Origin of the sequence: Sphingomonas sp. PP-F2F-G114-C0414 (assembly GCF_003688595.1) — a bacterium.
In the GTDB taxonomy this organism is placed as follows: Bacteria; Pseudomonadota; Alphaproteobacteria; order Sphingomonadales; family Sphingomonadaceae; genus Sphingomonas.
This window is the reverse complement of record NZ_RCWT01000011.1, coordinates 170,255-188,299: the sequence shown is the minus strand read 5'-3', so window position 1 is coordinate 188,299 and position 18,045 is coordinate 170,255. Positions and strand designations below refer to the sequence as shown.

General features: G+C 66.0%; 15 protein-coding genes. 10 read left to right on the top strand and 5 right to left on the bottom strand.

The annotated features are described in order from the left end of the window. The first annotated feature begins 280 nt into the window (after positions 1 to 280). Genes C8J47_RS10030 through C8J47_RS10020 form a run of 3 tightly spaced genes read left to right on the top strand, consistent with a single transcriptional unit; the run spans position 281 to position 3,287 of the window. Positions 281 to 1,573 carry an Hsp70 family protein gene (locus C8J47_RS10030; protein WP_121885843.1) on the top strand — a complete coding sequence of 431 codons (1,293 nt, stop codon included), beginning with the start codon at positions 281 to 283 and terminating at the stop codon, positions 1,571 to 1,573. Continuing rightward, the gene (locus C8J47_RS10025) at positions 1,570 to 2,232 is read left to right on the top strand and encodes a spermidine synthase (RefSeq protein ID WP_121885549.1); all 663 of its coding nucleotides are present in this window, start codon (positions 1,570 to 1,572) and stop codon (positions 2,230 to 2,232) included. Before C8J47_RS10030 ends, C8J47_RS10025 begins: the two co-directional genes overlap by 4 nt. Next, positions 2,229 to 3,287, top strand: coding sequence for an AbrB family transcriptional regulator (locus C8J47_RS10020; protein ID WP_121885548.1), 1,059 nt, complete (start codon positions 2,229 to 2,231; stop codon positions 3,285 to 3,287). The genes C8J47_RS10025 and C8J47_RS10020 overlap by 4 nt, the downstream gene beginning before the upstream one ends. A gap of 34 nt (positions 3,288 to 3,321) precedes the next feature. Here C8J47_RS10020 and C8J47_RS10015 read toward each other — a convergent pair whose 3' ends face one another. After that, complete coding sequence (locus C8J47_RS10015; RefSeq protein ID WP_107954365.1) at positions 3,322 to 4,647, bottom strand: sigma-54 dependent transcriptional regulator; 1,326 nt, start codon at positions 4,645 to 4,647, stop codon at positions 3,322 to 3,324. Further along, entirely contained in the window at positions 4,644 to 6,428 is a 1,785-nt protein-coding gene (locus C8J47_RS10010) for an ATP-binding protein (RefSeq protein ID WP_220683367.1), read from the bottom strand. Before C8J47_RS10010 ends, C8J47_RS10015 begins: the two co-directional genes overlap by 4 nt. A 204-nt stretch (positions 6,429 to 6,632) precedes the next feature. On the opposite strand from C8J47_RS10010, the gene C8J47_RS10005 reads away from it, so the two are divergent. The 4 genes from C8J47_RS10005 (at position 6,633) to C8J47_RS09990 (ending at position 12,087) form a co-directional block, all read left to right on the top strand. Then, positions 6,633 to 7,979: a dicarboxylate/amino acid:cation symporter gene (locus C8J47_RS10005; RefSeq protein ID WP_121885547.1), complete on the top strand. Its 1,347-nt coding sequence runs from the start codon at positions 6,633 to 6,635 to the stop codon at positions 7,977 to 7,979. Between the two features lie 61 nt (positions 7,980 to 8,040). After that, a complete protein-coding gene (locus C8J47_RS10000; RefSeq protein ID WP_404969274.1) occupies positions 8,041 to 9,570 on the top strand; it encodes an alginate export family protein in 1,530 nt (509 codons plus the stop codon). 221 nt (positions 9,571 to 9,791) lie between these two features. Further along, the gene (locus tag C8J47_RS09995; RefSeq protein WP_121885840.1) at positions 9,792 to 11,000 is read left to right on the top strand and encodes an acyl-CoA dehydrogenase family protein; all 1,209 of its coding nucleotides are present in this window, start codon (positions 9,792 to 9,794) and stop codon (positions 10,998 to 11,000) included. Between the two features lie 4 nt (positions 11,001 to 11,004). Continuing rightward, the gene (locus tag C8J47_RS09990) at positions 11,005 to 12,087 is read left to right on the top strand and encodes an acyl-CoA dehydrogenase family protein (RefSeq protein ID WP_121885546.1); all 1,083 of its coding nucleotides are present in this window, start codon (positions 11,005 to 11,007) and stop codon (positions 12,085 to 12,087) included. 164 nt (positions 12,088 to 12,251) lie between these two features. Here the strand turns inward: C8J47_RS09990 and C8J47_RS09985 are convergent, their stop codons facing one another. Together C8J47_RS09985 and C8J47_RS09980 are read right to left on the bottom strand one after the other, a co-directional pair. Next, positions 12,252 to 12,569: a hypothetical protein gene (locus tag C8J47_RS09985; RefSeq protein WP_056055194.1), complete on the bottom strand. Its 318-nt coding sequence runs from the start codon at positions 12,567 to 12,569 to the stop codon at positions 12,252 to 12,254. A gap of 49 nt (positions 12,570 to 12,618) precedes the next feature. After that, a complete protein-coding gene (locus C8J47_RS09980) occupies positions 12,619 to 13,536 on the bottom strand; it encodes a LysR family transcriptional regulator (RefSeq protein ID WP_121885545.1) in 918 nt (305 codons plus the stop codon). Positions 13,537 to 13,642: 106 nt separating this feature from the next. Here C8J47_RS09980 and C8J47_RS09975 point away from each other — a divergent pair, with 106 nt between their 5' ends. Further along, entirely contained in the window at positions 13,643 to 15,169 is a 1,527-nt protein-coding gene (locus tag C8J47_RS09975) for a CoA-acylating methylmalonate-semialdehyde dehydrogenase (protein WP_121885544.1), read from the top strand. 93 nt (positions 15,170 to 15,262) lie between these two features. Here C8J47_RS09975 and C8J47_RS09970 read toward each other — a convergent pair whose 3' ends face one another. After that, positions 15,263 to 15,586, bottom strand: a complete 324-nt coding sequence (locus tag C8J47_RS09970) for a GIY-YIG nuclease family protein (protein WP_121885543.1) — start codon at positions 15,584 to 15,586, stop codon at positions 15,263 to 15,265. Positions 15,587 to 15,696: 110 nt separating this feature from the next. Between C8J47_RS09970 and C8J47_RS09965 the strand changes: the two genes are divergently transcribed. Continuing rightward, complete coding sequence (locus C8J47_RS09965) at positions 15,697 to 16,842, top strand: acyl-CoA dehydrogenase family protein (RefSeq protein ID WP_121885542.1); 1,146 nt, start codon at positions 15,697 to 15,699, stop codon at positions 16,840 to 16,842. Positions 16,843 to 16,956: 114 nt separating this feature from the next. After that, the gene (locus C8J47_RS09960; protein WP_121885839.1) at positions 16,957 to 18,000 is read left to right on the top strand and encodes an enoyl-CoA hydratase/isomerase family protein; all 1,044 of its coding nucleotides are present in this window, start codon (positions 16,957 to 16,959) and stop codon (positions 17,998 to 18,000) included. The last annotated feature ends 45 nt before the right edge of the window (positions 18,001 to 18,045 follow it).

The window sequence follows — 18,045 nt, the reverse complement described above, 5'->3', positions numbered from 1 at the left end:
TTGATACGATGTGTCGGCGTACGACCATACCTCCCCGGCGGAGGCCGGGGTCCAGTCGGGGAGGCGATGCTAACGGAGGCCGGCCCGTTGTCATTGCCACCTTTCCACCTGGACCCCGGCCTCCGCCGGGGAGGCGCTTTGGGGACAGCAGCGAGGTTATTTGGGCGCATCGGGGATCAGCTTTGGGCGGGTAGAAGTGGCCCGAAACCGACTTTACCGGTTGCCATCCCGCCCTCCGCGTCGGCATAGGCGCGCGTTCATTGAAGGACGACGCATGCAGATGGACGCTGGCGGCCCCGCCCTGGGGCTGGACTTCGGCACGACCAACAGCGTCGTGGCGCTCGGGACGAAGGGTGGCACACCGGAGCTGGTAACCTTCGCCGCGCCCGCCGAGACGAGTCCCGTGTTCCGCTCGGCGTTGTGTTTCTGGCAGGACGACAGCGGCAAGGGACTCGCGTCGGATGCGGGGCCGTGGGCGATCGCGGAATATATGGAGTATCCGCTCGACAGCCGGTTCATCCAGTCGTTCAAGTCGGTCGCGGCGATGAAGACGTTCGAGCAGGCGTCGGTGTTCGACAAGCGCTACCGCTTCGAAGAGATGGGCCAGCTGTTTCTCGAAAAGCTGATTTCGCATGCGGGCGGCAAGCTTGATACGCGGCCACACCGGATCGTGGTGGGTCGCCCGGTCGAATATGCCGGCGCGCGGCCTGACGAAGCGCTCGCCCGCACGCGCTATGACGCGATGTTCAAGGGTTTCGGGGCGGAGATCCATTACGTCTACGAACCGCTCGGTGCTGCCTATAGCTACGCGACGCGACTGACCGAGCCGGCGACGATCCTGGTGGCGGATTTCGGCGGCGGTACGAGCGACTTTTCGGTCGTGCGCGTGGCCGAACCTGGGGCTGCGCGACGCTGTACGCCGCTCGGGCATGCTGGCGTTGGGATCGCGGGCGATCGGTTCGATTACCGGATCCTCGACCGGCTGGTGCTGCCGATGCTGGGCAAGGGCGGCGCGTACAAGTCGTTCGGCAAGGAACTGGAGATTCCGCGCGCGTATTTCGCCGATTTCGCGGACTGGTCCAGGCTGGCGCTGATGCGCAACCGCAAGACGATGACCGAACTGGAGCGGTTGCAGAAGACCGCGATCGATCCGGATGCGATCGGGCGGATGATCGCGGTGATCGAGAACGAACTCGGCTATCCGCTATATGATGCGGTCGGGTCGCTGAAGCGCGCGCTGTCGAGCGGTGAGGATGCGCATTTCCACTTTGCGGGTGCGGGGCTGGAGATCGAGGCGGACGTGACGCGGGCGCAGTTCGAGGGCTGGATCGCCGACGACGTGGTGCGGATCGAGGCGGCGGTCGACCGGGCTTTGGAGGTGGCGAACGTCGGTGGCGGCGAGATCGACCGGGTGTTTTTGACCGGCGGGTCGTCGCTGATTCCGCGTATCCGCCGGATCTTCGTCGAGCGGTTCGGCGAGGCGGCGATCATGAGCGGTGGCGAGCTGACTTCGATCGCGCACGGGCTGGCCTTGATCGGCGAGCAGGACGATATCGCGGCTTGGTCGGCATGATCCCTCGGGTTCTACTCGGGACGGCGCAGGTGCCGGGTGGGGGTGAGCTTCGCTTGCTTCAGCGTGGCGCCGAGTTCTCGATCATGCTCGGTGCGAACGAGTTGATGAACAGCCGGCTGAGCGGATCGGAAGAGGCGCTGGCGGAGCAGGCTTGTGACCGGATCGGCGGGCGGCCGGGAGTTCGGATGCTGATCGGCGGCCTTGGGATGGGGTTTACCCTCCGCGCGGCGCTGGCTCGGCTTGGGCCTGACGCGGAAGTAGCGGTTGCGGAGATCGTGCCGGCGGTGATCGAGTGGGCGCGGGGGCCTATGGCGGCGCTGCACGGGGACAGCCTGACCGATCCGCGGACGCACATTTTTGAGGGCGATGTCGCCGCGGCGATCGCGGAGGGCGATTGGGACGCGATCCTGCTCGACGTCGATAACGGCCCGGACGGGATTTCTCGGCCGGGTAATGACCGGCTTTACGGGGCGCGTGGATTGTCTCTGGCGCGATCGGCTTTGCGGCCGGGTGGGGTGCTTGCCGTATGGTCGTCAGCGCCGAGCAAGCCGTTCGCCACCCGCCTTGCTGAAGCCGGTTTTGCAGTCGACGAAGTGATCGCGCGGGCGACGCGGAAGGGTGGCGCGCGGCACACGATCTGGTTCGCTGCCAAGGCATGATCTGGCGGTGGGCCGTCTTGATCGCACTGTCGGCGGTGATCGCGGGGCTGCTGGAGGTCGTCGGGCTGCCCGCGGGATTGCTGCTCGGGCCGATGGTCGCGGCGGTCGTGCTGGCGGTGCGGGGGTGGTCGCTGAGCGTGCCGACGTCGGCGTTTCGCGGGGCGCAGGCGGCGGTCGGGACGCTGATCGCGGGGTCGATTACCACGGGGATCGTCGCGACCGTGGCGGATCACTGGCCGGTGTTCCTGATGGTCAATTTCGTCACGCTCGCGGCCAGTAGCGTGCTCGGATATTTGCTGAGCCGGTGGCAGGTGTTGCCGGGCACCGTCGCGGTATGGGGATCGACGCCCGGCGCGGCGAGCGCGATGGTGTTGATGGCGCAGGCGTACGGCGCGGATTCGCGGCTGGTCGCGGTGATGACCTACACGCGGGTGGTGAGCGTGGCGGTGGTCGCGTCGGTGCTGGCGGCGGTGATGGTCGGTGGCGGGAGCGGGCATCATGTCGCGGCTACGTGGTTCGCCTCCGTAGACCCGGTCGCCGTGCTGCGGACGATCGCGATTGCCGGTGTCGGTGCGAGTGTTGGCGTCGTGTTGAAGCTTCCCGCCGGTGCGCTGCTCGGGTCGCTGGTGGCGGGAGCGGCGCTCAACGTTACCGGCGTTGCGCAGCCGGTGTTGCCGCAGTGGCTGCTGGCGATCAGCTATGCGGTGGTCGGGTGGCGGATCGGGTTGTCGTTCACGCGCGATACGCTGCGGGTGGCGGGTAAGGCGATGCCGCGGATCCTGCTGTCGGTGGCGTTGTTGATCGCGTTCTGCGGCGGGATCGCGGCGGCGTTGACGCGGTGGTGGGGGATCGATCCGGTCACCGCGTATCTGGCGACCAGCCCTGGTGGGATGGACTCGGTTGCGATCATCGCTGCGTCGAGTCCGGTGGATGTGCCATTCGTGATGGCGCTTCAGGTGTTGCGGTTCCTGGGGGTGTTGCTGATCGGGCCGCCGCTCGCGAAGTTCGTGGCGACACGGCAGGGCGGGGTGCCGCCGCCGGTCATTCCGACTTAGGTCTGATCCTCCCCTTACAGGGGAGGATCTGCGGTCAGCCCTTGGTCGGGCGATACGCTTCTACGTCGATCTCGTGGCGCTTGAGCTTGTCGTAGAACGTCTTTCGCGGGATGCCGAGTGCCGCCAGCGCGGAGCGGACGTCGCCACTTACCTGTTGGAGAACGGCGCGGATCGTCGCTTCCTCGAACTTGTCTACGCGGGCGGGGAGGGGGATGTCGCTGTCCTCGTCGACCGCCTCTTCCGCCTCGACGCGCAACACGAGACGTTTCGCCAGGTTGTCGAGTTCGCGAACGTTGCCGGGCCAGTCGTGCTGGCCGAGATACGCTAGCGTCGCGGTGTCGATCGTCGGGACCTCGCGGCCGAACCGTTCTGCCGCCTGGTGGAGCAAATGCCCAAACAGCAGCGGGATGTCGTCGCGGCGTTCTCTGAGCGGCGGGATGCGCAGGCGGACCGCGTCGAGCCGGAACAGGAGATCCGCGCGGAACCGGCCTTCCTCGACCGCCTGTTCGAGGCCGGGTTTGGCGGCGGCGATCACGCGCAGGTCTAGCGCGCGGGGGAGGTCGCCGCCGACCGGCATCACCTCGCGCTCCTCCAGTACCCGCAGCAGTTTTGCCTGAAACGCCGGCAGCGTGCTCTCGATTTCGTCGAGGAACAGCGTGCCGCGGTTCGAGGCCTCGATCCGGCCGGTGCGCGGCAGGCGCGAGTCGCCGTCGTGGCCGAACAGCTCGATCTCGGCGACCGCCTCGGGCAGCGCGGCGCAGTTGACCGCGACGAACGGGCGTGACCTGCGGTTGCTCCACCGGTGGAGGAGGACGGCGACGAGTTCCTTGCCGGTGCCGGTCTCGCCTTCGACCAGCACGTCGATGTCGGCCTGCGCGATCTGGCGCATGGTTTCGCGGAGGCGGACCATCACCGGGGTCTCGCCGATCAGCGGTTCGGCGCCGATCGTTTCTTCGGCCGCGGCGCGGAGACGGCGGTTGTCGAGCACGAGGCGGCGCATTTCGAGCGCCCGGCGTGCTCCCGCAATCAAATGATCGGTCGCGAAGGGTTTCGGGATGAAGTCGAACGCGCCGTTCTTGAGCGCGGCGACCGCCATCGCGACGTCGCCGTGGCCGGTCATCAGCAGCACCGGGATTTCGTGGTCGATCGCGGCGATCCGGCGGAAGAGTTCGAGGCCGTCCATCTTCGGCATGCGGATGTCGGACACCACCGCGCCATCGAACCCGGCGGTCACGCGGGCGAGCGCGACGGTCGGATCGCGCTCGGCGATCACCGCGATGCCGGCGAGCTCGAACGATTGCTCGAGCGCACCGCGCAACACGTCGTCGTCGTCGACGAGCAGAACGGCTTGCTCGCTCATGCCTTCACCAGGATCATACGGAAAATGGCGCCTTCTGGAGCGGGGACGAGGTCGAGCGTGCCGCCGAACTCGGTCATGATGTCGCGCGCGATGCCGAGACCGAGCCCGAGGCCGTCCTTCTTGCTCGTCGCGAACGGGGTGAAGAGGTGGTCGGCGATGTCGGCCTCGATACCGGGACCGTTGTCGGCGACGGTCAGCACGACGTCGCGGCCTTTACGCCCGACGGTGACGCTCACCCGAGCATCGCGGCGGTCGGCGACCGCGTCGAGCGCGTTCTGGAGGAGGTTGACCAGCACCTGCTCCAGGCGGACGCGGCCGGCGATCACCGTCAGTCGCGCCTCGGGACCGTTTGGCAGGTCGAGCGTCACGCCCTTGGCGCGGAAGCGGTCGCCGATCAGCAGGCGGACGCCGTCGATCGCCTCGTCGAGCGCGACGGGGCCGATCGATCCTGCGCCGCGCCGGGCATAGCGCCTCAGCCCGGCGGTGATCGTGCCGATCCGGCTGGTGAGGTCGACGATCGATTGGAGGTTGGTTGCCGCGCGCGCAGGTTCGCCGCGGTCCAGGAAGGCGGCGGCGTTGTCGGCGAAGGTGCGGATCGCGGCGACGGGCTGGTTGATTTCGTGCGCGACGCTGGCGGTGATCGTGCCGATCGAGCCGACGCGGTTGGCGTGCGCCAGCTCTTCGCGGGCCTGACGGAACCGCTGGTCGGACGCCTCGCGCTGCTCGACCTCGATCTGGAGGCGGTCGGCGGTGGCGCGGAGCTCGGCGGTGCGGCGGGCGACTTCCGCCTCCAGTTCCGCGCGCGCGCCGACGTTGCGCTTGCGCCGCTCGTACAGCCACCATGCGCCGAGCATCGCGGCGATCGTCAGCATCGCGGCGATCGCGGTGGCCCAGCGCGTGCGCGCGGCGGCGGTGCGCAGGGCAGCGTCGAGCGGCTCCATATGCACCAGCCGCCAGCCCGAGATCGGTACCGGCAGCGACACCGTGATCGCCGGCGATCCGTCGGGCAGCCGTGACACCCCCTCGGCAAGCGTCAGCGGGGCGGGGGCCAGCGGCGACGTCCCGAACTGGCGCGTCTCGACCAGCTCGGCGCGACGCGAGGGCGAGAGCGGGCGGGTGGTCCTAAATTCGAGCTTCGGATCGCTGGAGATCAGGATGATGCCGTCGGGATCGGTGACGAAGGTCGCCATCCGGTCCTGGATCCACGCGCGCGCGATCTTCTCGAACTCGACCTTGACCACCACCACCCCGAGCGGTCGACCGGCGCGGTCGATCCGTCGTGACAGGTACAGGCCGGGCCGCCCGCTGACGCTACCGAGCGCGAAGAACTCGGTCGCGCCCGACGCCATCGCCTTGGTGAAATAGTCGCGGAAGCGGTAGTCGTGGCCAAGGAAGCTGTCGGGGCGACCGGCGTTCGAGGCGGCGATCGTCATGCCCTGCGTATCGAGCGCGTAGATCACCGGGGCGCCGGTGCGTTCGGCCAGCAGCGCGAGCTTGGTGTTGAGCGCCTGGTCGACCTTGCCCGATGCCAGCGCCGCGCGAACATCGGGATACTCGCCGAGCATAATCGGCAGCAGGCGATAGGTCTGCAACTCGGCTTCGAGCAGGCGGAGGTTGCTCCGCGTCTGCTGGACCGCGCGCATCCGCACACCCGCGCGCGCGTCTTCGGCGGCGCGCTGGCCGTAGATCGAGGCGACTCCTGCGACGATCGTGCCAAGCGCCGCGAACGCCATCAGCACCGTCAACGCGGTGACGAAAAGGGGAGATCGGAGTCGCGTCATTTTGTGCGGATTATCACACACGCACCGCCCGCACCATTGATGAAATGCGGCGATTTCCACACGTCCGAACAATGGGTATGCTGATAAACGGCTAAAAACCAACGTTCTAAGCGCTGAAGGGGCTGCTCTTGTAGTCCCGGGTTCGGCCCGGCATTACCGTCGCACACAACGTCCCGCGTGAGTGGACGAGGATAGCAGGAGGCGATGTTGACCCTACCCACCCAGACATATGGCGTCGCGGAAACGCCCGCGCGGAAGCGCTGGAGCGGCCAGCTCTATATCCAGGTCCTGATCGCGATCGCGCTCGGCGCGGCGCTCGGGCATTTCTATCCGGCGTACGGCGCGGCGTTGAAGCCGCTCGGCGATGCGTTCATCAAGCTGGTGAAGATGATCATCGCCCCGGTGATCTTCCTGACGCTCGTCACCGGCATCGCCGGGATGAAGGAGCTCGGCTCGGTCGGCCGCGTCGCTGGCAAGGCGTTCGCCTACTTCCTGTTCTTCTCGACATTGGCGCTGATCGTCGGGCTCATCGTGGCCAACGTCGTCCAGCCGGGCGCGGGGATGAACATCGACGCTGCCACGCTCGATACCAAGGGCATCGCCGACTACACCGTGAAGGCGCACGAGACGACGATCACCGGGTTCCTGATGAGCATCATCCCGGACACGATGGTCAGCGCGTTCACCGAGGGCAACATCCTCCAGATCCTGCTCGTCGCGATCCTGTTCGGCATTTCGCTGAGCCTGGTCGGCGAGCCTGCCAAGCCGGTGCTGAACTTCCTCGAGCGCCTCAGCCTGATCGTCTTCAAGCTGGTCGGCATCCTGATGCGCGCCGCCCCGCTGGGTGCGTTCGGTGCGATCGCGTTCACGATCGGCAAATACGGGATCGGCAGCCTCGCCAATCTCGGCGCGTTGGTCGCGACCTTCTACCTCACCGCGGCGCTGTTCGTGATCGTCATCCTCGGCACGGTCGCTCGGCTTACGGGCTTCTCGATCTTCAAGCTGATCAAGTATCTCAAGGCCGAGCTTCTGCTGGTGCTCGGGACGTCGTCGTCGGAAGCCGCATTGCCGAACCTGATCCAGAAGATGGAGGCGGCGGGCTGCGAGAAGTCGGTCGTCGGGCTGGTCGTGCCGACCGGCTATTCGTTCAACCTCGATGGCACCAACATCTACATGACGCTGGCGGCGCTGTTCATCGCGCAGGCGACCAACACGCACCTGACGCTCGGGCAGGAACTGTTGCTGCTGGTCGTGGCGATGATCTCGTCGAAGGGTGCGGCGGGCGTCACCGGCGCGGGCTTCATTACCCTGGCCGCGACGCTGTCGATCGTGCCGACCGTGCCGATCGCGGGGATGGCGCTGATCCTCGGCGTCGATCGCTTCATGAGCGAGTGCCGCAGTCTCACCAACTTCATCGGTAACGCGGTCGCGACGATCGTCGTCGCTCGCTGGGAAGGCGCACTCGACCGCGACAAGCTCGATGCTGCGCTGTCGGGCAAGCTTCCCGAGTTCGTGCCGGCGGCGATCCCCGCCGCTGCTACCGCCCATTGATGCCGGCGGGGGTGGCCAGTCCGTCCCCGTTCGCCAGTACCGGAACTTGCTTATGACCTCGATGACGATGCGCCGCTTGCGGCACGCGGCCGGCCTTGCCACGTCCGCGCTCTCGATCTTCGCGTTCGCGAATGTTGCCACCGCGCAGGCCGAGGCGCCGCCTTCGCGCCCGGCCAATATCGGCGCCAAGGATGTGTCGAGCACCGACGAAGCCTCGCCGATCGCCGAGAGCTATCCCAATGCCGCGGTCGGCGACGGCGTGACGGCGAGCGGCTACAACCAGTCGCGTTGGGCGGAGGACTGGTCGAAGCTGCGCGATCCGAAGAAGCGCAAGGACATCGTCGACCAGCTGAAGTTCATTTCGCTGGCAGGCGACGGCGACGTGTATCTGACGCTGTCGGGCGAGGCGCGGTTGCGCGTCAACGAAACGACCAACCCCAATTTGCGTGATGCCGAGGCACAGCGGCAGGATATCCTTCGCGTGTTCGGGGGCGCCGATCTGCACGTTGGCAAGCACCTTCGCTTCTACGGCGAACTCGCGCACGGTACGCTGGAAGGGCAGAATCTCGGCACCGCGCTGCCGAACCTGCGCAACAAGCTAGCCGTGCAGCAGGCATTCGTCGATCTGACCGGGACGGTCGCCGATGTCGATGTCGGCGTGCGCTATGGCCGCCAGACGTTCGCCGACGGCCCGAACCTGCTAGTCGTGCCGCGCGACAACAACACCTTGTTCTTCGGCTTCAACGGCTTCCGCGCCTGGGCGCGCACCGCTGGCGTCCGCGCCGACGTGTTCGACTTCAAGCCGACCGCGTATGGCAATGGCGGTACTCAGGATGACAATGCGGAGAGCGCGCGGCGGTTCTCGGGCATCTCGACGGGCATCGTCGTGCCGGAGACGCTGTTCGGGGGCTCGAAGTTGTACGTCGATCCGTTCCTCTGGCGCTTGCGCAACCGCGCGGCGGTATGGGGCACGGACAATGCGCGTGAAGTCCGCAATTTTTACGGCCTGCACGTCTGGGGTGACGCGGGGCCGGTCAATCTCGACTGGACGATCAATTACCAGGGCGGTTCGTACGACAACCGCTCGATCAAGGCGTGGCTGATCCTGCTAGCGCAGACCTACAAGCTCGGCGAAGGCAAGTCGGCGCCGCGCGTCGGCTTCCACGCCGATTATGCGAGCGGTGGTGGCGCCTATGGCAAGGGCACGTTGCGCAACTCGCTCGCGCCATTCGGCAACAATATCTACTACAGCTATCAACTGTTCGCGACGCCGACCAACCTGGTCGCGCTGGCGCCGAACGTGACGTTCAGCGTGTTCGACAAGCTGCGGCTGACGGCGGAATATCAACGCTCGTGGCGCGATACGACGAGCGATGCGGTGTACCGTGCGAACGGGACCGCGTTTGCCGACACGCAGAATTTCGGGGGCAAGAAGATCGCCGATACGCTGCGGTTCCAGGCGGTGTATCCGTTCACCTCGCGGCTGTCGTTCACCGGGCGCTACGAGCATCTGATCGCGGGGCCGGCGCTGACCAATTCGGGGTACAAGAACTCCGACTTCCTGGCTGGCTGGATCAGCTACCGGTTCTGATCCGCTCCGTCATCCTGGCGAAAGTCAGGACCCAGAGCCAGGACCGTTAGCGCCTGTTGCCCTGGGTCCTGACTTTCGTCAGGATGACGTGTGGGCGGCGATACCGCCCGGATTAACCTGCGTCGTTCGGCACTGCGTTTTCTTCGTTTCGGACCATACCGGTCCTTCAATTCCGCGATCGACTGTGGCACACAGGCTCCAACATCAGGAGTCACATGGCCATGGATCTCAGCTTCACGCCCGAGGAAGAATCGTTCCGCGAGGAAGTCCGCGCGTTCTTTCGCGACAAACTTCCCGCTCGCCTCTCGACGCTGGTCCGCGAGGGCAAGCGGCTGCGCAAGTCGGACATGGAGGAATGGCACGCGATCCTCAACGAGCGCGGCTGGCTGGCGAACCACTGGCCCGAGGAGTGGGGCGGTCCGGGCTGGAGCGTGATCCAGCGCTTCATCTTCGACAATGAATCCGCGCTCGCGCACGCGCCCCGCGTCGTACCGTTCGGGGTAAACATGCTCGGGCCGGTGCTGATCAAATATGGCTCGGAAGAGCAGAAGAAGCAGTGGTTGCCGCGGATTCTCGACGGCTCCGACTGGTGGTGCCAGGGGTATTCCGAGCCGGGCGCGGGGTCCGATCTTGCGGGCTTGAAGACCACGGCCGTTCGCCAGACGCGGGAGGGGGGCGATGTCTATGTCGTGAACGGCCAGAAGACGTGGACGACGCTCGGCCAGCATGCCGACATGATCTTCTGCCTCGTCCGCACCGACGCGACCGCGAAGAAGCAGGAGGGGATCTCGTTCCTGCTGATCGACATGAAGTCGCCCGGCATCGAGGTCCGCCCGATCACGCTGATCGACGGCGAGCAGGAGGTGAACGAGGTGTTCTTCACCGACGTCGAGGTGCCCGTCGCCAACCTCGTCGGTGAAGAGAATATGGGCTGGACCTACGCCAAATACCTACTGACCTATGAGCGCACCAACATCGCCGGCGTCGGCTTCTCGATCGCATCGTTCGAGCGGCTGAAGGAAGTCGCGCAGATGCAGAAGAAGGGCGGGCGTTCGCTGGCGGATGATCCCTTGTTCGCGGCGCGGATGGCGCGGGTCGAGATCGACCTGGCCAACATGCAGACTACCAACCTCCGCGTGCTGGCAGCAGTCGCGGGTGGCGGTGCGCCGGGTGCGGAGAGTTCGATGCTCAAGATCAAGGGCACCGAGATCCGCCAGGAGATCACCTCGCTGACGCGGCGCGCCTATGGCTCCTACGCGGCGCCCTACATACCCGAAGCTCTGGAAGCCGGGTGGAACGGCGAGGATGTCGGGCCGGAGGACGCGGCGATGGCGGCGCCGAGCTATTTCAACAACCGCAAACTGTCGATCTTCGGCGGGTCGAACGAGATCCAGAAGAACATCATCTCCAAAGCCATCCTGGGTCTCTGATCACATGAACTTCGAACACACCGACGACCGCCGCATGCTGGCCGACACGCTCGTGCGGGCGTTGCGCGACGGCTATCCGATCGAGACGCGCAACGCAGGGGCGTATGGCGAGGCGGGGTATGACCCGGCGGTCTGGCAGCAGTTGACCGAACTCGGCATCGTCTCCGCGCTGTTCGACGAGGCGGCGGGCGGCTTCGGCGGCAGCGGGTTCGACATCATGGTGGTGTTCGAGGCGCTCGGCCGCGCGCTGGTGGTCGAGCCGTTCCTCGGTGCGCTGATGGCGGGGCGTGCGCTGGCGAAGGCTGGCGGGCATGACGAGACGCTCGCCGGGATCGTGTCCGGCGAGACGATCGCCGCGTTCGCGTACGACGACGGCGCGACGCCGGTGACCGCGGCGAAGAGCGGTGACGGCTGGACGCTCAGCGGGACGAAGGCAGTCGTTTCGCAGGCCGGTGCGGCATCGGTGTTCGTCGTGACGGTGGAGCAGGATGGTGAGCCGCTCGTGTTGCTCGTGCCGGCGGATACGGCTGGGGTGTCGGTCCGCAGCTTCAACGTCGTCGAAGGCGGCGCTGCCGGTGACGTCACGTTCGAGAATGTGACGCTCGGCGCCGATGCGCGAGTCGGTGGCGGAGGGCAGGGGCAGGCGATCGTCGATGCGGCGGTCGGGGCGGGGTTGCTCGCGCTGTCGGCCGAAGCGGTCGGCGCGATGGAGTTCGTCAAGGAAGCCACACTCGGCTACCTCCGCGACCGCAAGCAGTTCGGCGTGCCGATCGGCAAGTTCCAGGCGCTCCAGCACCGCATGGCGACAGTGCTGCTCGAGATCGAGCAGGCGCAGTCCTCGGTGATCAATGCCGCTTCGGCGTTCGACGGCGACGATGCCAAAGCGCGCGAACGTACTTTGTCAGCGGCGAAATACACTGTCGGTCGGACCGGTGCGCTGGTCGCGGAGGAGTCGATCCAGCTCCACGGCGGTATCGGCATGACGTGGGAATATGCCGTGTCGCATTATGCGAAGCGGCTGGTGATGATCGACCACCAGTTGGGCGACGAGGATTATCACCTGCAGCGGTACATCGCGCTGGGCTGAACTAAGTCGCAAACACAACGCGTTCCCCTCCCTGGAAGGGAGGGGCTAGGGGTGGGTAGGTCGCTTGGGATCCCGAGGCGTTGGCCAACTGGCCGACCCACCCCCAACCCCTCCCTTTCAGGGAGGGGAGCAGGTCGGCAATCCTCCCGACCGTCTTTCGATCGCTACCGCCGGCGCTTCCCGATCATCGGCCGCAGTCGCACACCGAGACAGATCACCGTCGGCCACAGCAGCGTATTTAGGATATCGAGCGAGGTATCCTCCCACCGCCACGACCCGAACGTCAGGCGGTCCATGATCTCGTTGAACGCCTCGCCCGCGACGACCACCCACCACGGAATGAACGTCCCGAACGACCGGCGCGTCACCAGTCGCGCGAGCATCAACAGCGCCATCCCGGCGTGGATGTGCAGGATCGTGTCGGGTAACCCGGTGCCGTCGCCGATCCAGTCTATCATCTTGTGGTACAGGGTCGGGGTCACGCTGTTGCTCCGGACGAGCGGAATGCCGCCGCCGCGCGCTATACTTGGGTCACTCCGGCGCGGCAAACGACCGGGAGGTGTCGCCCAGCATCAGCGGTTTGAGCTCGCCGATCGTCACGTCCAGCCAGGAGATGAACCGATCGATCCGCGCGATCCGCCGGACGTCACGGTGGACGACAAGCCAGAACGAGCGCTGGATGTCCACCGCCTCGGGCAGCACGCGCATCAGTCCCGGCATTTGGTCGCCGATGAAGCACGGGAGTATCCCGCATCCCGCCCCCGCCGCGATCAGCTCGGCCTGCGCCACGATGCTCGAACTGCGGATCGAGGCATCGAGCCGCCCGTCGATCTCCGCCAGATAACGGAGTTCGGGCGCGTAGATCATGTCGGGCACGTAGCCGATCAGGCGGTGCCGCATCAGGTCCGCGGTGGTCGCAATCGGCCCCGTCCGCGCGAGATGATCGGGATGCGCGTAGAGGCCGAGGTGATAGTCGGTCAGCTTCCGCGCTACCAGCGGGCCGCTCTTCGGACGCGCGAGCATCACCGCGATATCCGCCTCTCGTCGTGAGGGATTGAGGAAGCCGGTCGACGCGATCAGGTCGACCGCGATCCGCGGATGCTGGTTGGTGAACGACGCGAGCCGCGGCGCGAGGATACGGCTGCCGAAGCCTTCCGAGACGCTCAACCGGATCGGGCCGGCGAGCACGCCCGCGTCGGTGCCGACCACCTCCTGGATTCCGAGCGCGGACGCTTCCATCGTTTCGGCATGGTCGAGCAGCGCTGCGCCGCGCTCGGTCAGCGCGTATCCCGCCACGGTCTGCTCGAATAACGTCGTCTGGAGCCGCCGCTCGAGACGTTGCAACCGCCGCGAGACCGTCGTCGCGTCTTGCCCGAGCAGTTTCGCGGCTGGCCCAAGCCGGTGCGTGCGCGCCAGAGCGAGGAAATACCGGACGTCGTCCCAATCCATGAACGCCTCACCCCATGCTGCACATTTGCAGAGCGTATCTGCAAACAGCCCCACTTGGCTGCGAAACGCTTATGGCGGACGATGCGTGCAACAAGAAGAGGATGCCATGCGGACTATCGAGAATTTCGTTAGCGGTGCGGCCAGCACGGCCGAGCGCTTCGGCGACGTATTCGACCCTAATTCGGGCGACGTGCAGGCGCGCGTGCGGCTGTCGGGCGCGAAGGACCTCGATGCGGCGGTTGCGGCCGCGCAGAAGGCGCAGCCGGGGTGGGCCGCGACCAACCCGCAGCGTCGCGCCCGCGTCATGTTCGAGTTCAAGCGGCTCGTCGAAGCGAACATGGACGAACTCGCGCGACTGCTGTCGTCCGAACACGGCAAGGTGATCGCGGATTCGAAGGGCGATATCCAGCGTGGGCTCGAGGTGATCGAGTTCTGCTGCGGCATCCCGCACATCCTCAAGGGCGAATATACGCGGGGTGCCGGGCCGGGGATCGACGTGTACTCGATGCGCCAGCCATTAGGCATTGGCGCGGGGATCACGCCGTTCAACTTCCCGGCGATGATCCCGCTGTGGATGAGCGGAGTCGCGATCGCCACCGGCAATGCGTTCATCCTGAAGCCCAGCGAGCGCGATCCGTCGGTGCCGGTGCGGCTTGGCGAATTGTTCGTCGAGGCGGGGCTGCCCGAGGGGATCTTCCAGGTCGTCCACGGCGACAAGGAGATGGTCGACGCGATCCTCGATCACCCGGCGATCTCGGCGGTCAGCTTCGTCGGCTCGTCCGATATCGCGCATTACGTGTACCGCCGCGGCGTCGAGGCGGGGAAGCGCGTCCAGGCAATGGGCGGCGCGAAGAACCACGGCATCGTCATGCCCGACGCGGACCTCGACCAGGTCGTCGCCGACCTGTCGGGCGCAGCATTCGGGAGCGCCGGCGAGCGCTGCATGGCGCTGCCGGTGGTGGTTCCGGTCGGCGAGAAGACCGCGATTGCGCTCCGCGAGAAGCTGATCCCGGCGATCGCGGCGTTGCGCGTCGGCGTGTCGACCGACAACGACGCGCACTACGGCCCGGTCGTGAACGCGGCGCATCGCACCCGGATCGAGAACTGGATCCAGACCGGCGTCGACGAGGGCGCGGAACTGGTCGTCGATGGTCGCGGGTTTGCGTTGCAGGGGCATGAAAAGGGCTTCTTCATCGGGCCTTCGCTGTTCGATCACGTGACGACGGAGATGTCGGCGTACAAGGAGGAGATCTTCGGGCCGGTGCTCCAGATCGTCCGCGCCGCCGATTTCGAGGAGGCGGTGCGCCTGCCGAGCGAGCATCAATACGGCAACGGCGTCGCGATCTTCACCCGCAACGGTCACGCGGCGCGCGAGTTCGCGGCGCGGGTGAATGTGGGCATGGTCGGCATCAACGTGCCGATCCCGGTGCCGGTCGCGTATCACACCTTCGGCGGCTGGAAGCGCTCGGCGTTCGGCGACACCAACCAGCACGGCATGGAGGGCATGAAGTTCTGGACCAAGGTCAAGACGATCACGCAGCGCTGGCCGGACGGGTCTGCGCTGCCGGCTATGGCCGAGGATGGCGGGCCTGCGCGGAATAACGACGCGTTTGTTATTCCGACGATGGGGTAGGAGGTTGCCATCCCCACATCCTGTCATCCTGGACTTGATCCAGGATCCAGAGTTACGAGGCGCTACGCTCTTGGCTCTGGATCCTGACTTTCGTCAGGATGACGGGCGGTGGTTGGGTAAGGGTTCGAAGCCCCAATCCTCTGCCAGGTCGCGCCACGTCGGGTTATCCGTTTCGATCAGTTCGATCTTCCAGGAACGCTTCCAGACCTTGAGCTGCTTCTCGCGGGTGATTGCCGCGTCCATCGTGTCCGCCATCGCGAACCACACCAGCCGGTTGACCGCGTATCGCTTTGTGAACCCAGCGAATGCGCCCTCGCGGTGCTGAACGATCCGCGCCATCAGGTCGGACGTCACGCCGATGTAGAGCGTTCCGTTACGCCAGCTTGCCATGATATAGACCGCCGGTTGCCTAGCCACATCATTCCCCCAAGTCGTCATCCTGACGAAAGTCAGGATCCAGAACCACAGGTTTCGGCGTTCCTGGCTCTGGATGCTGGGTCGAGCCCAGCATGACGGAAGAGAGACCTATGACCAACCAGTTCGACCTCACCGACGACCAGCGCGAAATCCAAGAGCTGGCACGCCGGTTCACCGCCGACCGGATCACGCCGCATGCGGCCGAGTGGGACGAGAAGCACATCTTCCCGCGCGAGACGATCAAGGCCGCGGCGGAACTCGGTTTCGCGGCGATCTATGTCAGCGAGGAGAGCGGTGGGATCGCGCTCGGGCGGCTGGAGGCGGCGCTGATCATGGAGGCTATGTCGTACGGGTGCCCTTCGACGTCCGCTTTCATCAGCATTCATAACATGGCGGCGTGGATGATCGATCGGTTCGGATCGGCCGCGGTGAAGGACAAGTATCTGCCCGATCTGGTGACGATGGACCGGCTGGCGAGCTATTGCCTGACCGAGCCGGGCTCGGGCTCTGACGCGGCGGCACTCAAGACACGCGCGGTGCGCGACGGCGACGACTGGATCGTGACGGGCTCGAAGCAGTTCATCTCGGGCGCGGGCGAGAACGAGGTGTATGTAACGATGGTCCGCACCGGTGAGGATGGGCCCAAGGGCATTTCCTGCCTGGTGATCGAGAAGGACATGCCGGGCGTGTCGTTCGGGGCGAACGAGAAGAAGCTCGGCTGGCATTCGCAACCGACGCGGCAGGTGATCTTCGACGGCGTCCGCGTGCCGGCGGCGAACATGGTCGGGGGCGAAGGCGAGGGCTTTCGGATCGCGATGATGGGGCTCGATGGCGGGCGGCTGAACATCGGTGCGTGTTCGCTTGGTGGTGCGCAGCGGTGTCTCGACGAGGCAATCGCGTATACCAAGGATCGGAAACAGTTCGGGAAGGCGATCGCGGATTTCCAGAACACGCAGTTCATGCTGGCGGACATGGCGACCGAATTGGAGGCGGCGCGGGCTCTGCTGTACATCGCGGCGGCGAAGGTGACGGCGAACGCGCCCGACAAGACCAAGTTCGCGGCGATGGCGAAGCGGCTGGCGACGGACACGGGCTCGTCTGTGGTCGACCGCGCGTTGCAGCTGCATGGCGGGTATGGGTATTTGCAGGACTATCCGATCGAACGCTTCTGGCGCGACCTACGCGTGCATTCGATCCTCGAGGGGACGAACCAGGTGATGCGGATGATCGTCGGTCGCGAACTGACGCGGCAGTGAGTCTGCGCAGCTGGTATCTTGATCTTCGCGCCTTTGCGCCTTCGCGTGAACAAGAAGGTTTTGATCGCGCGAAGGCGCAAAGGCGCGAAGAGCTTATGCAGTGGAGCAATCGTCGTGACCGATGATCTGATCGTCGACAGTGAAGGGCCTATCGGCCGGGTAGGACTCAATCGTCCCAAGGCTTTGCACGCGCTGAACCTTGGCATGTGCGAAGGCGTGCTTGAGGCGCTGGAGGCGTGGCGTGGCGATTCGGCGGTCGAGGCGATCGTGGTCGATCATGCCGAGGGGCGTGGGTTCTGCGCTGGCGGGGATATCCGCATGCTTGCAGCCTCGGGCGCGACCGATGGCGTCGAGGCGCGGGCGTTCTTTCATGCCGAGTACCGCATGAACCATCGGCTTTTCACCTATGCCAAGCCGATCGTCGCGTTCATGGACGGGATCACGATGGGCGGCGGCGTCGGGCTCGCGCTGCCGTGCCGGTTTCGCGTTGCGACGGAGAACACCAAGTTTGCGATGCCGGAGACGGGGATCGGATTGTTCCCGGATGTCGGTGGCGGCTGGTATCTGTCGCGGTTGCCGGGGCGGATCGGGCAGTATCTCGCGCTGACCGGGCACCGGCTCGATGGCGCGGAGTGTCTCGCGCTCGGGCTGGCGACGCATTTTCTGGCGAGCGATACGCTCGATACGGCCAAGGCGCAGATTGCGGAGACACCGCAGGATATCGCGGGTGTGTTGGACGCATTGGCGACGCCAGCACCCGACGCGAAGATCCTCGCGCGCAAAGACGAGATCGACCGGCTGTTTGCGTCGGACGTGCTGGAGGAGATCTACGCTGCGCTCGACGCCGATGGTGGGGAGTGGGCGACGCAGACGCTCGCGACGCTGAAGACTAAGTCGCCGCAGACGATGAAGGTGTCGCTTCGCCTGCTCCATGAGGGCGCGGGGATGGCGAGTTTCGCGGACGAGATGCGGCAGGAATATGCGGTCGGCGCGCATGTCGTGCAGCGGCATGACTTCATCGAGGGTGTGCGCGCGGTGATCGTCGACAAGGACAATGCACCGCGCTGGGATCCGGCGACGCCCGAGGATGTGACCGATCATGTGATCGATCAGATTTTCGCGCCGTTGCCTGAAGCGGAAGCGTGGACGCCCGGCTGACCCGCTTAATGTTCTCCCGCGAAGGCGGGAGCCCAGACTGGGTCC